At 54.7% G+C, this 14753-nt stretch carries 14 protein-coding genes; 13 read left to right on the top strand and 1 reads right to left on the bottom strand.

Annotated elements, in window-relative coordinates:
• Nucleotides 1–96: 96 nt before the first annotated feature.
• Nucleotides 97–1491, bottom strand: coding sequence for a peptidase (locus CVU69_00440; protein ID PKN13678.1), 1395 nt, complete (start codon nucleotides 1489–1491; stop codon nucleotides 97–99).
• A 248-nt stretch (nucleotides 1492–1739) separates the two neighbouring features.
• Between CVU69_00440 and CVU69_00445 the strand changes: the two genes are divergently transcribed.
• From CVU69_00445 to CVU69_00505, 13 genes are all read left to right on the top strand, one after another.
• Nucleotides 1740–2228 (top strand): ribosome maturation factor, encoded by a 489-nt coding sequence (locus CVU69_00445; protein PKN13851.1) that lies wholly within the window; start codon nucleotides 1740–1742, stop codon nucleotides 2226–2228.
• Between the two features lie 84 nt (nucleotides 2229–2312).
• Entirely contained in the window at nucleotides 2313–3509 is a 1197-nt protein-coding gene (locus CVU69_00450; protein PKN13679.1) for a transcription termination/antitermination protein NusA, read from the top strand.
• Complete coding sequence (locus CVU69_00455; GenBank protein PKN13680.1) at nucleotides 3506–4105, top strand: DUF448 domain-containing protein; 600 nt, start codon at nucleotides 3506–3508, stop codon at nucleotides 4103–4105. The genes CVU69_00450 and CVU69_00455 overlap by 4 nt, the downstream gene beginning before the upstream one ends.
• Entirely contained in the window at nucleotides 4105–7110 is a 3006-nt protein-coding gene (locus CVU69_00460; GenBank protein ID PKN13681.1) for a translation initiation factor IF-2, read from the top strand. Before CVU69_00455 ends, CVU69_00460 begins: the two co-directional genes overlap by 1 nt.
• Before the next feature lie 71 nt (nucleotides 7111–7181).
• Nucleotides 7182–7559 (top strand): ribosome-binding factor A, encoded by a 378-nt coding sequence (locus tag CVU69_00465; GenBank protein PKN13682.1) that lies wholly within the window; start codon nucleotides 7182–7184, stop codon nucleotides 7557–7559.
• On the top strand, nucleotides 7531–8490 hold the full coding sequence (locus tag CVU69_00470) for a DHH family phosphoesterase (protein PKN13683.1): 960 nt from the start codon (nucleotides 7531–7533) through the stop codon (nucleotides 8488–8490). Before CVU69_00465 ends, CVU69_00470 begins: the two co-directional genes overlap by 29 nt.
• Nucleotides 8481–9395, top strand: a complete 915-nt coding sequence (gene truB, locus CVU69_00475) for a tRNA pseudouridine(55) synthase TruB (GenBank protein PKN13684.1) — start codon at nucleotides 8481–8483, stop codon at nucleotides 9393–9395. Before CVU69_00470 ends, truB begins: the two co-directional genes overlap by 10 nt.
• A gap of 103 nt (nucleotides 9396–9498) precedes the next feature.
• A complete protein-coding gene (locus CVU69_00480; protein PKN13685.1) occupies nucleotides 9499–9765 on the top strand; it encodes a 30S ribosomal protein S15 in 267 nt (88 codons plus the stop codon).
• A gap of 219 nt (nucleotides 9766–9984) precedes the next feature.
• Complete coding sequence (pnp, locus tag CVU69_00485; protein PKN13686.1) at nucleotides 9985–12093, top strand: polyribonucleotide nucleotidyltransferase; 2109 nt, start codon at nucleotides 9985–9987, stop codon at nucleotides 12091–12093.
• Between the two features lie 12 nt (nucleotides 12094–12105).
• A complete protein-coding gene (locus CVU69_00490; protein ID PKN13687.1) occupies nucleotides 12106–13371 on the top strand; it encodes a peptidase M16 in 1266 nt (421 codons plus the stop codon).
• Between the two features lies 1 nt (nucleotide 13372).
• Complete coding sequence (locus CVU69_00495; protein PKN13688.1) at nucleotides 13373–13822, top strand: dUTP diphosphatase; 450 nt, start codon at nucleotides 13373–13375, stop codon at nucleotides 13820–13822.
• Between the two features lie 2 nt (nucleotides 13823–13824).
• Complete coding sequence (locus tag CVU69_00500) at nucleotides 13825–14115, top strand: hypothetical protein (protein PKN13689.1); 291 nt, start codon at nucleotides 13825–13827, stop codon at nucleotides 14113–14115.
• Nucleotides 14116–14136: 21 nt separating this feature from the next.
• Nucleotides 14137–14751 (top strand): threonylcarbamoyl-AMP synthase, encoded by a 615-nt coding sequence (locus tag CVU69_00505; GenBank protein ID PKN13690.1) that lies wholly within the window; start codon nucleotides 14137–14139, stop codon nucleotides 14749–14751.
• The last annotated feature ends 2 nt before the right edge of the window (nucleotides 14752–14753 follow it).

Below are 14753 nucleotides of genomic sequence, written 5' to 3' on the forward strand. Positions count from 1 at the left end.
GGAGGCCGCTCCCAAGTATTAATGGCGCAAAATATAACGTATTTTCCAAAAAATAACAGTAGTTTTTCAGCAAACAAGTTATATCCTGGACTCTTTTTAGAGAAGTAAATAGACCGCCCCTCCGTTCTTCTTGAGCAGTAAGAGCAGGGATTGTTCCCGTGCTCTGTCGCCGAGCGCTGCGTAAAAATCGTCCGGAGTTTTGATCGGACGCCGGTTCACTTCTTTAATAATATCGCCACGCTCAATCCCCGCAGCGGCGGCAGGACTCTTTGCTTCCACAGCTACAACGACCACGCCGGCAAGATCACGGACGCCTAATTTTCTCCGCCAGTTGCTATCGAGGACAGCCAGTTCCATCCCTAATTCGTCAGTTGCCGCATGACTGTGACGGCTGATTTTTTCTTCGGAAAACTCCTCCAGGCGGACATTGAGGTTGACCTCCTGTCCGGCGCGGAAAAGCTTGACGACGACCTCTTTCTGGATCGGCGATTCGGCAACAAACCTTGAAAGGTCGCCGGCTTCCTTTATCTTTCGTCCGGCAAAGTTGATGATAATGTCTCCGGTTTTGATCCCGGCCCGTTCTGCCGGACTTTGCGGCACAACGTCGGTCACCAGGGCACCCTGGCTCTCTCGGTGGCCAAAGGACTCAGCCAGTTCCGGCGTCACTTTCTGGATGCTGACGCCCAGCCAGCCTCTGGTCACGATCCCTTTGTCGGCAAGTTGTGTGGCAATCGCTTTCGCCATGTTGCTGGGGATGGCAAAGCCGAGACCCTGACCGCCGGGGACGATGGCCGTGTTGATGCCGACGACTTCGCCGTGGAGGTTGATGAGCGGACCGCCACTGTTGCCGGGATTAATCGGCGCATCAATTTGCAGGAAGTTATCATAAGGTCCGGAGCCGATCACCCTACCGGTGGCACTGATAATCCCCTTGGTGACAGTGTGCTCAAGGCCAAAGGGGTTGCCGATGGCGAGGACCCAGTCGCCGACGCGGATATTGTCCGAGTCGCCGAGCAGGAGGACGGGCAGTTTCTCGAAGGGCGAAGAGATCTTGATCAGCGCAAGGTCGGTCTTGGGGTCCCGGCCAATCACTGCCGCCTTGAATTCCCGACTATCAGTGAGTTTGACCTTGATTTCGTCGGCACGTTCGACAACGTGGCTATTGGTAATGATCAAACCGTTCTTGTCGATGATAAAACCGGTGCCGAGACTGCGCTGTTTTAGTTCGCGATCTGGCACTGCGCCGAAGAAGTTCTCAAAAAAGTCTCCAAAGGGATCATTCCGGTTCTGCTCAAAGAAGTGCTGAAAGGGGTGCCCCGGAACCCTGACCGTCGTAGTTGTGCTGATGTTGACCACTGCCGGTTGAACTCTGTCGACCAGGTCTGCAAAGGATTGTGGAAATTCTACTACCTCAATTACCGGCCTTTCTTTACAGCCGGTAACTAGGGTGAGGCACAGAGGGATGAGCAGTGCGAAGATGTACGAAATCATCCTTTGCCAAGGGCTTTTGCGTAGCGACAGATTACTTGTTTTTATCCTCCCGCATGCCATTAAAAAACCTCCTTTTCAGTGTGATATTAGAGCCATAAACTAATCGCAAAACGCTCCCTGTCAAGGGGATGATCTGAAAAAAATACTTGCGTGCAACTCTGCCCTATGGTAGTAGGTTTAGGGTAAAGTTTAGTTCACTGGCACAAAGTGGGCAAGTCATGCTCACTTTTTTTATTTTTTGGGGTAGTATGGATAGCGAAAGTGTACATAATCGCGTTCAAAACCTTGTCAAGCCGGTGCTCGACGAGTTGTCTATGGAGCTGGTCGACCTTGAGTTCAAGCGTGAGGGTCAGGACTGGTTTCTGCGCCTTTTTATTGATAAAGAAGGCGGAGTCACACTTGATGATTGCGCCGGGGTCAGTCGGGAAGTGTCGTCGATCCTGGAGGTTGAAGATCCGGTTTCGGCAGCCTATCATCTTGAGGTCTCTTCGCCGGGGCTTGATCGCCCTCTGAAGAAGGCAGCAGATTATGAGCGTTTCATCGGCCGGTTGGTGAAGATCAAGACCTATGAAAAGCTTGATCCCGACGGTCGCGGGCATGAACGTAAGACCTTTGTCGGTACCTTGCGCAGCTTTCAGGACGATGTTGTCAGTCTTGAACAGAACGATAAAAAAGGTGGGATTGTCAGTTTTCCGTTTGTGGCGATTGCCAAGGCCAACCTTGAAATAGAATTTTAGCGTTTACCGCCTCATTGGCGGGGACTTCATAAAGGTGAATGTTTGTAAGATTGTTCGCCCAGACTGTAACCAGGAGTTAGACCGATGTTGGCAAATCTCAATCATATAATAGATCAAGTGGTTAAAGAAAAAGGAATTGATCGGGTTATCCTTGTCGAGGCCCTTGAATCCGCAGTCCTTTCAGCTGCTAATAAAAAATATCGCAATACCCGCGAGCTTGAAGCTCATTATAATGATGAACTTGGCGAAGTGGAGCTCTTCGAATTTGTCACCGTTGTCGATGAGGTTCTCGATTCTTATAAAGAGATTGATCTTGCCGAGGCGCATGAAATTGATCCCGAGGTTGAGGTCGGCGACTCGCTCGGCATGAAACTTGATGCCGGAAACTTTAGTCGAATCGCCGCCCAGACGGCGAAGCAGGTGATCATTCAGAAGGTTCGTGAAGCCGAGCGCGATGGTATCTATAACGAATTCCGCGATCGGATTGGCGAGATGGTCAATGGCATCGTTCGCCGTTATGAGCGCGGTGATCTGGTGATTGATCTCGGCCGGGCTGAAGCGCTCTTGCCGCAAAAGGAACAGGTCCCCCGGGAGAATTATCGCCAGGGCGACCGTGTCCGCGCGTATATCTCCGATGTCCGCATGGCGACCAAGGGTCCTCAAATCATTATTTCCCGCACCCATCCCGGCGTTGTTGCCGCTCTCTTTAAATCCGAAGTTCCAGAGATTGCCGAAGGGATTGTCGAGATCAAGGCTGTGGCTCGTGAGCCGGGAAGCCGGGCGAAGATCGCTGTCGTTTCTCACGATCCCGATGTTGATCCGGTCGGCGCCTGTGTCGGTATGCGTGGTGCACGGGTGCAGAATGTGGTCTCGGAACTCCGTGGGGAAAAGATTGATATCATCCCCTGGACGCCGGATATTGCCCGCTTTTCCTGTTTTGCTCTTGCTCCAGCGGAAGTCAATCGGGTCTATGTAGACAATGATGAGCAGTCCCTGGAAATTATCGTCCCTGACGACCAGCTTTCTTTGGCGATCGGCAAGAAAGGGCAGAATGTCCGCCTTGCTGCCAAGTTGACCGGCTGGAAGATCGATATCAAGAGCGAGACTCGTGCGGCTGAAGCGCAGGCTGAGCTCGACGGCGACGACGAAGAAGGTGATCTTGCCGAAGATAAAGAGCTTGTCGGCGGGAATATTGCGGGCGATGACCTTGTTGCAGACGAAGTCTCTGGCGACGAAGCGCCGCTTGACTCTGGCGTTGATGACGAAGAGGCCAAGGATTGACCTCTGACGAAGAACGCGGTCCACAGCGCACCTGTCTTGGGTGCCGTAAGGCCTTTGCCCGCAAGGATCTATTGCGCTATGTTCTGGCGCCGCAGGGCGAGTTGCTGGTCGATTACAAAGGGCGACTGCCGGGGCGCGGTGCATATACCTGTGTCGATCCTGGCTGTATTGCCGAAGCATTCCGTCGTCGCCAGTTTGCCCGAACGTTTAAACGGGAGCTACTGCCGGTCACGGATGATTATATCTCCCGTGAGCTGTCCCGACAGATTCAAGAACGGATCAGCGGGTTGATTGGCATGGCGCGTAAAGCGCATCAACTCCTCTCCGGGAGTAGTTTGATCCTTGATCGTCTTTCTGCGGGTGCCCCTCTGGCCTTTGTTGTGATTGCCAGCGATGTTTCAGATGGCATTGGCGAAAAAGTTGTTGGTCGTGCCACAAACCGATCCGTCCGTTATTACCGAATGTTTGAAAAAGAGTTTCTCGGCCGTCTTCTCGGGACGGGGCAACGGAGCGTCCTTGCTTTGGTGCCAGGGTCGCTCGCAGCAGCGATCAGAGTTGAACTGGAACGTTACCAGCGAATTGCAGGGGAGTATTGATGGGAAAGACAAAAGTTTTCGAACTGGCCAAGAAGCTCGGACTTGAAAACAAAGAGATGATTGAGCGTTTGCATAAGGCCGGAATCGACGCCAAGAGCCACCAAAGTGTCCTTGAAGAGGGCGATCTCAAGAAGTTTGAGGCAGCTGCTCAGAGCGACAAGAAGGTTGATGAAGAGCGGATCAGTGGCGGGATTATTCGTCGCCGCCGCAAGGATACGGCGCCTGAAGTTGAGGCTGCTAGTCCCGTTGACCTTCCGGAAGCAGCGGTTATTCCTCCTGTTGCAACTCCAGTCGTGGCACCTCCCCCCCCTGAAGTAACAGCAGTCAAGGCTCCGGTTACTGAAGCGGTTCCTCCTGTAGTGGAAGCAGTCAGGGCGACTGCGGAGACAAAGGTGGCTCCGGTTGTCGCTGGTGCACAAGTTGCGTCGCCGCCTAAGGTCGAGTCGGCGGTCCGGGATGTTCCCCCTGCAGAAGCTGCTACGCCCAAAGATACCAATAAGGAATCTGCCCCGGTTGTTGCGGCGGCTTCTTCTGTATCCAAGACTGAAGTCATCTCACCGGAAGCCGTTGGTGACGAAAAGTCAGGCAAGCATGCGCCGGTATTGCACGATATGACGCAGGCGGAGAAACATGTTCCCGGTCGGGCCCGGATCCTCGGCCGCGTCGAACTTCCTCCTCCGGTTGCACCCCGTCGCCGCGAAGAATTTATCAATAATGGCCCACGGCCTGTACGACCGGCTGATCAGGCCGGCGCGCGCCCTGCCGATCGACGTCCCCCCTCGCCCCGTCCCGAGGGAGGAACTGCTCGTCCTCCCCGCCCTGACGGAGCGCCGTCGCGTCCGGCCGGTCCTGGCGGCCCGAGCGGTGCCGGTCGTCCGGGTGGTTTTACACGTCCCGGTGCCCCGACTGGCACTGGAGGGCCGGGTAGCCGTCCAGGTGGCCCGCCCCGTCCCGGTGGACCTGGTGGAGCTGCCGGTCGTCCTGGCGGTGGCCCCTCCCGTCCGGGCATGACTCCCCCCCCTGCGGAGCTCTTCCCGGGGAAGGAACAGCGCAATAAAAAGAAATCCAAAGGCAAGACTGACTATACCGCCGGGCCGACTGCTGATGGTGCAGGTGCTAAAGGTCGCGTTGGCCGGCGTGATGTCTTTGAACCGGATCACGGCGATCGGCAACGGCGGCAGAAACGGAGTCAGAAGCCGGTTGCCAAGAAGACCGAGTTGACGGTTTCCAAGGCTATTAAGCGGATTATCCGTATCAGTGATGCGATTACCGTTGGCGAGCTTGCCAAGCGCATGGGCGTCAAGGCAAACGACTTGATCAAGGAGTTGATGCGTCAGGGGACGATGGTGACGATTAATCATCCCCTCGACTTTGATACGGCTGCAATTCTGGCCGCCGACTTCCAGTATGAAGTTGAAAACGTCGCTTTTGATGAAGATACCATCCTCGATGCCGCCGTGATTAAGCAGACCGATGTGGAGGAAGCTGAAAACCTGCAGCCCCGTCCGCCGGTCGTAACGATCATGGGTCACGTCGATCATGGTAAGACCAGTCTTCTTGATGCTATTCGTACGGCCAATGTTACGGATGGGGAGGCTGGCGGCATCACTCAGCATATCGGCGCCTATGACGTCGAATTGAATGGCCGCAAGATTACCTTCCTTGATACCCCTGGTCACGAAGCCTTTACGGCGATGCGTTCCCGTGGTGCCAAGGTCACGGATATCGTTATCCTTGTTGTCGCTGCCGACGATGGAGTCATGCCGCAAACCCGAGAGGCGATCAACCATGCCAAGGCAGCCGGTGTCCCTATCGTTGTTGCCATTAATAAAATTGATAAACCCAACATTAACATCGATCGTGTCAAGCAGGAATTGACAGAGTTCGGGCTGGTCAGCGAGGACTGGGGCGGCGAGACAATTTTCTGTGAAGTTTCCGCCAAGCAGCGGACAAATCTTGAACAGTTGCTCGAAATGCTCCTGCTTCAGGCTGAAGTCCTTGACCTTAAAGCGAATCCGAACAAGCGGGCAAAAGGGACAATCGTCGAAGCCCGCATTGATCGTGGTCGCGGTCCAGTCGCCACGGTTCTTGTGCAGGAAGGAACGTTGAAGATCGGCGATCCCGTCGTTTCCGGCCTGTATTACGGTCGCGTGCGCACCATGACCGATGATCGCGGTAACCGCCTTGAGGCGGCCGGTCCTTCGGTTCCGGTCGAAGTCACCGGTTTGACCGGCGTGCCGGGTGCTGGCGATACCTTCTATGCAGTTGAAGATGAGCGTATGGCTCGTGATGTTGCCCAGCATCGTGAGCAGAAACTGCGCGAAGTCGAACTCGCCAAACACAGCAAGATTTCGCTTGAACAACTCTATGCCCGGATTCAGGAGGGCGAAGCGAAAGAACTCAAGGTTATTATCAAGGGTGACGTGCAGGGCTCGGTTGAAGCAGTACGGGATTCTTTACTGAAACTTTCTACTGAAGCCTGCCGTCTGGTTGTCATTCATACTGCGGTCGGCGGCATTATCGAAAGTGATATTACTCTTGCCTCCGCTTCGGATGCGATTGTACTCGGCTTCAATATTCGACCGGAAGCCAAGGCTGCGGCATTGGCCGAGAGTGAAGGGGTCGACATCCGTCTCTACACCATCATTTACGATGCGGTGGCCGACATCCGTAATGCCATGGAAGGACTCCTCGAACCGACCTATCGCGAGAAGCCTTTGGGTAAAGCGATCGTGCGTGACATCTTCTCGATCACCAAGATCGGGACGATTGCCGGTTCCTTTGTTACCGATGGCAAGATTGTCCGCAATGCCCAGGTCCGACTGGTCCGTGATAACATTGTTGTCTGGACTGGAAAGCTCTCTTCCCTCAAGCGCTTCAAGGATGACGTGCGGGAAGTCGCCAGCAATTATGAATGCGGTATCGGTCTTGAAAACTATAACGATCTCAAGGTCGGAGATATTGTCGAAGCCTTTGAGATGGAAGCGATCAAGACGACCCTGTAATCTTGGGGTGTTCGTTCGAAAAGTTTAATCGTAGTTTCCTCCTATGTCATTATGAGCAAAGGTAGCTAAGTTTGGGAATACAACGGGCACAAAAGGTCGCTGAAGCGATTCAAAAAGAGATCTCCTCCCTGATCATCAAGGGGTTGAAAGATCCCCGGGTCGGTTTCGTCACCATCACCGCTGTTGACGTCACCTCGGATCTTTCCTTGGCCAAGGTCTTCTTTACAGTGATTGGTGATGACAAGGCCCGGAAGGACTCTGCGGCCGGGCTCAAAAGTGCCATCCCGTATATCCGGCGTGAAATCGGCAAGCAGTTACGGTTGCGGGTTGTCCCTGAGGTTGTCTTTCATTACGATACATCGATCGATTACGGGCATCATATTGAATCGTTGCTTAAAGGGATTCAGGAGAAAGAAGAGGATGGTTCGGGCGATTCTCAAGACAATTAATGAGAACCGCCGCTTTCTCGTGGCTTCGCACGAAGGACCGGACGGTGATGCCATTGCCTCGACGCTGGCTTTGACTCTGGCCCTGCGTTCTCTTGGCAAGGAGGTTGTCGCTTATAATTGCGATGGCGTTCCTGATGCCCTGGCTTTCCTTCCAGAGTCGACAACGATTCGCTGCACCCTGGAACCCGACGAACGTTTCGATGTCGGTTTCATCCTGGATGCCGGGGAGTTGCGTCGGGCTGGAACGCATTTGGCACAACGCTGTGATCTTCTCGTCAACATCGATCATCACCCATTTTCCGAGCATTTTACCCCGCTCCATTATGTTGATGAACAGGCCAGCGCCACCGGCGTCCTGATCTATCGTCTGCTGCTGGCCGGAAATATCCCTCTGCCCCGCGAGGTTGCTTTCTGTGTTTATGCGGCCATCTTGGCCGACACCGGTTCGTTTCGCTACTCCAATGCCGATGCAGAGGCTTTTCGTGTTGCCGGTGAAATGATTGCGCTGGGCGTCAATCCCTGGGATGCCGCGGCCGGACTTTATGAAAGCCAACCGGAACTGCGTCTGCGTCTTCTTGCTCTCGCCCTGCAAACCTTGACCATCTCCACTTGCGGCCGTTATGGTTCAGTGAGTGTGACAACCGATATGTACGGTGCCACCGGCGCCCGCGCCGAGCACACCGATGGTTTTGTCAATTACCCGCGCTCTATCCATGGTGTCGAGGTTGGACTCTTCTTCCGACAGATTGGTCCGGAGCAATTCAAGGTCGGTTTCCGCTCCAAGGGCCGCATTGATGTTGGCGCAATCTCCCGTGAATTTGGTGGTGGTGGCCATCATAATGCCGCCGGAGCTCAACTCGCGGGGGATCTTGAATCTGTGCGCAGTATCGTTTTTAAGCGTGTTGATCAGCTCCTCGATAGCTGCCATTGAACGGTTTTCTGGTTGTCGATAAGCCCCAGGGGGTCACGTCCTTTGATGTGGTGCGGACGATACGTCGTGCCTTCAAGGTGCGGCGCGTTGGCCATTGCGGCACTCTCGATCCGATGGCGACTGGAGTTCTGCCGGTTGCCATCGGTGAAGCGACGCGTTTGGTTGAGTTCGTCATGGATGGCGAGAAGGTCTATCGTGGCACCTTGAAGCTGGGCGAGACAACCGATACTCAGGATGCGGATGGGACCATTCTCCGCTGCACTGCGATCGATGGTATCGACCGGGCACAGATAGAGGCCGCAATCGCTACTCTGCTCGGGCCTATCCAGCAGATGCCGCCGATGTATTCGGCGCTCAAGCGTGACGGTGTACCTCTGTATGAGTTGGCGCGTAAAGGGATTGAGGTCGAAAGGGCTCTGCGCTCGATTGAAATTTATCGTTTTGCGCTCTGTTTGGTCGAGCTTCCCTTTATAACGTTTGAAGTCACCTGTTCCAAGGGGACTTATGTTCGCACTCTCGCTCATGATCTTGGTGCCCGTCTCGGCTGCGGCGCTCATTTGACCGCGTTGCGCCGCCTGAAGAGCGGCGCCTTCTCCGAAGGAGAGGCGATCCCCCTTGATCGCCTGCGGTGTGAACCGGAGACTGTGCAGTTTTTGCCGGTTTCGGCCGCCCTTGCAGCTCTGCCGGTCCTCGATTTGTCAACAGAGGCGCTGGTTCGTTTGAAGAACGGGGTGCCGCCGCAACAAAGTGAAATCATCACTATGCAGCCGTTTCCGACGGCCGGTAGCCTCGTTACTCTCTGTCGTGACCGGCAGTTGGTCGCAGTTGCCCGCTTTGAACCTGAACGTCAAAACGAGGCGCGCGGCGATTTTGTTCTGCTACGGGTCTTCCCGTTCAACGCATAATAACTTTACAGCCTTTTTCTTCTGTGATAAAAGATCAAGGCTTCATGACCACCGGCCATTTGAAGTCCGGTACAGGCAATAATACTAGTAAGGAGGTGGCACAGTGCTGGCCACGGAACGCAAACAGGAAATCATCGAACAGTTTAAGACTCACGAAGGGGACACCGGTTCGCCCGAAGTCCAGATTGCTCTGCTTTCAGAGCGCATCCTTTATCTGACCGAGCATTTTCGCTCCCATGCCAAGGATCATCATTCGCGGCGCGGATTGCTTAAGATCGTTGGACAACGTCGGCGTCTTCTCGACTACTTGAAGAGCAAAGATGTCGAGCGCTATCGGACAGTGATCAAGGCCCTTAAAATCCGCAGATAATACAGATAAGCGCACTCCTTGCGGTGAGGAGTGCGCTTATCTCTTTCCACCGTCGGCGACTCGGGAGGCTGTCCCGAGAGAGTTTTTAATGTGCTGGTCTAGCGCATTGAAGACTGTCTCAGGCCAACCTCCCTAGTCTATTTTCACCGTGCTAAACCGTTGAAAAACTCAATCATTATGGAATGATTGAGAGTTTTTCAGTAGACAAGGAGTATGACCATGTTTGAAGCAACCTATCATCAAGTTGAAATGCAGTTTAACGGCCAGCCGTTGACGATCGAAACCGGCAAAATGGCGCGCCAGGCGCACGGCGCGGTTATCGTCACTTATGGCGATACCAAAGTCCTTTGCACCGTCGTTTCTGCCAGCAAGATGCGTGAAGGGCAAGATTTCTTCCCGCTGACCGTAAACTATCAGGAAAAATTCTACGCCGCCGGCAAGATTCCCGGATCTTTCTTCCGTCGTGAGCGGGGCTCTTCAGAGCGCGAAACGCTGATCTGCCGCCTGATTGACCGTCCGATGCGTCCGCTCTTTCCCAAGGGCTATATGTTCGAGACCCAGATTATGCCGACGGTCATCTCCGCGGATCTGATCAATGACCCCGATACCCTGGCGATGGTTGCCGCCTCGGCTTCGGTCGTCATTTCCGACATCCCCTTTGCTGGCCCGATTGCCGCTGTACGCGTCGGCCGGGTCGCCGGCGAGTTAATCGCCAATCCGACGCGCGAGCAGATGGCCGCCAGCGATCTCGATATTATCGTTTCGGGCTCAAAAGAAGCGGTGATGATGGTCGAAGGCGAAGCCGATCTCATCTCCGAAGATGATATGCTCGAAGCGATCTTCTACGGTCACAATGCTCTGCAGCCGCTGATTGAACTGCAGTCCAAATTGCAAGCACTGGTCGGCGTCAGCAAACGTGCTTTCGAAGTCGCCAAGGCGGATACTGAACTCGAAACCAAGATCACCCCGTTGGCTGCTGAGCGTCTCAAGGCCGCGAGCAAAATCCGCTCGAAACAGGAGCGCTATGCCGCTATCGATCAGATTAAAACCGAGATTAAAGAGCTGATGGAAGTCGAGCACGCCGGACGCGGTAATGAAGTCTCCGCCATCCTCAATTCGATTTCGAAGCGCACCTTACGGCAGATGGTCACCAAGGAGAAGGTCCGCATCGACGGTCGCGATATGACGACGATTCGTCCGATCGTCAGCGAAGTTGGAAATCTCCCCCGCACCCACGGCAGCGCTCTCTTTACCCGCGGCGAGACCCAGGCTCTGGTAGCCGCGACCCTCGGCACCTCCAGCGATGAACAGCGCATGGATAACATTCAGGGGATGGAGTTCAAGAAGTTCATGCTCCATTACAACTTTCCTCCTTTCTCGGTCGGCGAGACCAGCATGCGTCTCTTCCCGGGCCGTCGCGAAATCGGCCACGGCTATCTTGCCGAGCGCTCGATTGCCAAAGTGCTCCCCCAGCATGATGCCTTCCCTTATACCATCCGCATCGTCTCCGATGTTCTCGAGTCGAATGGTTCTTCGTCGATGGCGAGTGTCTGCGGCGCTTCCATGGCACTGATGGATGCCGGTGTCCCCTTGACAGCTCCGGTGGCGGGGATTGCCATGGGTCTCATCAAGGAAGGGGATGATGTTGCCGTCCTTTCCGACATCCTCGGCGATGAAGATCACCTCGGCGATATGGACTTCAAAGTCACCGGTACTGCCACTGGCATTGCCGCCCTGCAGATGGATATCAAGATTACCGGTGTCGACCGGGCAATCATGAAGCAGGCGCTGGAGCAGGCGAAAGCCGGCCGCATCCATATCCTCGGCAAGATGGCCGAAGCGATCGCGACCCCCCGTGGCGATCTGTCACAGTACGCGCCGCGGATCACCACCATCTACGTGAAATCCGACCAGGTCCGCACCGTTATCGGTTCGGGCGGCAAAAATATCCGCGGCATTATCGAAGCGACCGGTTGCTCGATCGACATCGAAGATGACGGCCGGATCAATATTGCCTCGGCTGATGGCGATGCCTGCAAAAAAGCGATCAAGATGATTCGCGATCTCACCCAGGAAGCCGAAGTCGGCAAGATTTATCAGGGGACCGTGCGCAAAATCATGGAATTCGGCGCTTTTGTTGAAATCTATCCCGGCACCGATGGCTTGGTACACGTTTCTGAACTCGCGCATGAGCGGGTCAAGAACGTCTCCGATGTTGTGGCCGAAGGCGATTCGATTCTGGTCAAGTGTATCGGCATCGACAAGCAAGGGAAGATTAAGCTCTCCCGCAAGGAAGCCCTTGGTAAGCCTGAAACCGCTGGCGAGTAAATCGTCGCGGCTATGATCCAGAAATCGGTTCTCGATAACGGTATCCGGATAGTTAGTGAAAAGATCCCGGCGGTTCGCTCTGCGGCCGTCGGGATCTGGATCGAGACCGGTGCTCGCCATGAAATGCCGCAGGTCAGCGGCATATCTCACCTTGTCGAGCACATGCTTTTCAAGGGGACGCAGACGCGTGATGCCCGGACGATTGCTAAAACCATCGATTCGGTCGGCGGCGTTCTCAACGGTTTCACCAGTCGGGAATATACCTGTTATTACGCTAAGGTTCTTGGCGAAAAGCTGCCGCTGGCCATCGATCTGCTCGCCGACATGGTGCAGAATTCGATCTTTGACCCGGATGAGCTCGAAAAGGAGCGGCGGGTCATCCTGCAGGAGATCGGGATGGTCGAAGACTCCCCCGATGAGCTCAGTTACGACCTCTTTAACCAGACCTTCTGGCAAAATCATCCCCTCGGCAACTCCATCACCGGCACGGCCGCCTCCATAGAATCCCTGACCCGCGACGATCTCTGTGACTTTGTGCATGAGCGCTATTGTGGCGAAGGAATTGTCATCGTTGCTGCCGGGAATGTCGATCATCGTCAAGTCGTCGATCTGATCACGGCGGCTTTTTCCGGCATGAGCCCGACCCTTCCGGAGGTCGCCACGCTCCTGCCGGACTACGGTCGACATCTGCACCTGCACGAAAAAGAGCTCGAACAGGTTCATATCTGTCTCGGGACCCGTCTCCTCCCCCAGGATCATCCCAACCGTTTCGCTGCCTATCTCCTCAACATGATCCTCGGCGGCGGCATGAGTTCACGGCTCTTTCAATCGATCCGGGAAAATCTCGGGTTGGCTTACTCGATCTACAGTTCTGTCGATGCTCATTCCGATGCCGGTGCTTTGGTTGTTTATGCGGCGGTTGCGCCGGCGGATACCCGGCAGACGGTGGAGGAGATTCTCAAAGAATTGGCAAAATTTAGGGCCCAACCGATCCTTGCGGATGAATTGGCTGTTGCCAAGGATCAGCTGCAGGGGAATATCCTCCTGTCGCTGGAAAGTTCCGACACTTGCATGTCTTTGCTGGCGCGCAACGAAATTTATCTCGGTCGCATCTTCCCGGTCCGCGAATTGCAGCGGGGCATTGAGAAGGTGACGGTGGAAGATATTCATCGTCTCGCTGAATTTGTTATCAAGGATGAATACCTGAATCTTCAGATTCTTGGCCGCATCCAGCCGCACGGTTTCGACCTGTCGCAACTCACGGTCGAGGGACGCTAGCATGCCTCCCTCGACTTTGACCGTCCAGGTGCGCCGCCTCTCCCCGACGGCGATTCTGCCCCGCTACATGACCGATCTCGCCGCCGGTGTTGACCTTCATGCTGATTTAGCATCCGAAATAATCCTCGAACCAGGGGAGCGAACTCTCATTCCCACGGGTTTGGCTCTGGCGATCCCTGACGGGTTTGAAGGTCAGGTACGGCCCCGTTCCGGTTTGGCCTTGAAAAAGGGGATAGGACTGGTCAATTCGCCCGGCACTATCGATGCGGATTATCGAGGCGAAGTTGGAATTATCATCATCAATTACGGACAGGACGCAGTGACGATCGCCCCTGGCGAACGTATTGCTCAGCTGATCATTGCCCCGGTTGTCCGGGTGGAATTTGTCGCTGTCGATGAACTCGATACCACCCGGCGCAATGCCGGCGGCTTCGGCCATACCGGAGGATAATCATGGCGCATAGCTGTGACTGTGGCACACACAAGCCGCTCGACGAGCTGGTTGAATTCCCCTGCGATTACATCTTTAAAGCCTTTGGTCCCAATAACGAGACCTTTGTGGACAGCGTCCGTGCGACGATCGGCGCCACCGTCTTTGCCCCTCTTGACGCCATCAAGGTGCGCCCGAGCAGCAAAGGGGAGTATCAGTGTGTGACCGTTGTTGTCCGTTTGCAGAATGTCGAACAGCTTAAAGCGATCTATAAAGATTTGCAGCAGCTTGCCGAGCTGAAATACCTCCTCTAATCCAATTTTACGGGGCAGCCGATGATCATACCTGTTCATGCCGATAACCCGCAGCCGCGCCAGATCACCCGCATTGTCGAGACATTGCGCAAAGGCGGGGTCATCGCTTATCCGACTGATACCATCTACGGCATCGGTTGCGACATTACCAATCGCAAAGCGATTCAGCAGATCTACCGGATCAAGGAACGCGATCCGAAGAAGCCCTTCGCCTTTATCTGCCCTGATCTGGCCGCGATCACCCGTTTTGCCCAGGTCAGCAACTTCGCTTTTCGTATCCTTAAACAACGGCTTCCCGGTCCTTTTACCTTTATCCTCGAAACGACGCGGCAGACTCCGGAGATCCTCACCACCAAGCAGAAGACCGTCGGTATTCGTATTCCTGATAATCGCATTGCTCTGGCGATTGTGACCGAACTCGGCGAGCCCCTTGTCACCACCAGCGTCAACCTTTCCGGCAGCAATCCCTTGTGTGATCCTTATGATATTGAGGATGAATTCGGCCAGCAACTCGATATGGTTGTCGATGGCGGCATCCTCATGGGCGATCCTTCGACAGTGATCAGCCTGGTCGGCGACCGCATTGAGGTGTTGCGGCAGGGCTGCGGCGAAACTTCCTGGATCACGGAAGGATAACT

This window comes from Deltaproteobacteria bacterium HGW-Deltaproteobacteria-4 (genome assembly GCA_002841765.1).
GTDB lineage: Bacteria > Desulfobacterota > Desulfuromonadia > Desulfuromonadales > UBA2197 > UBA2197.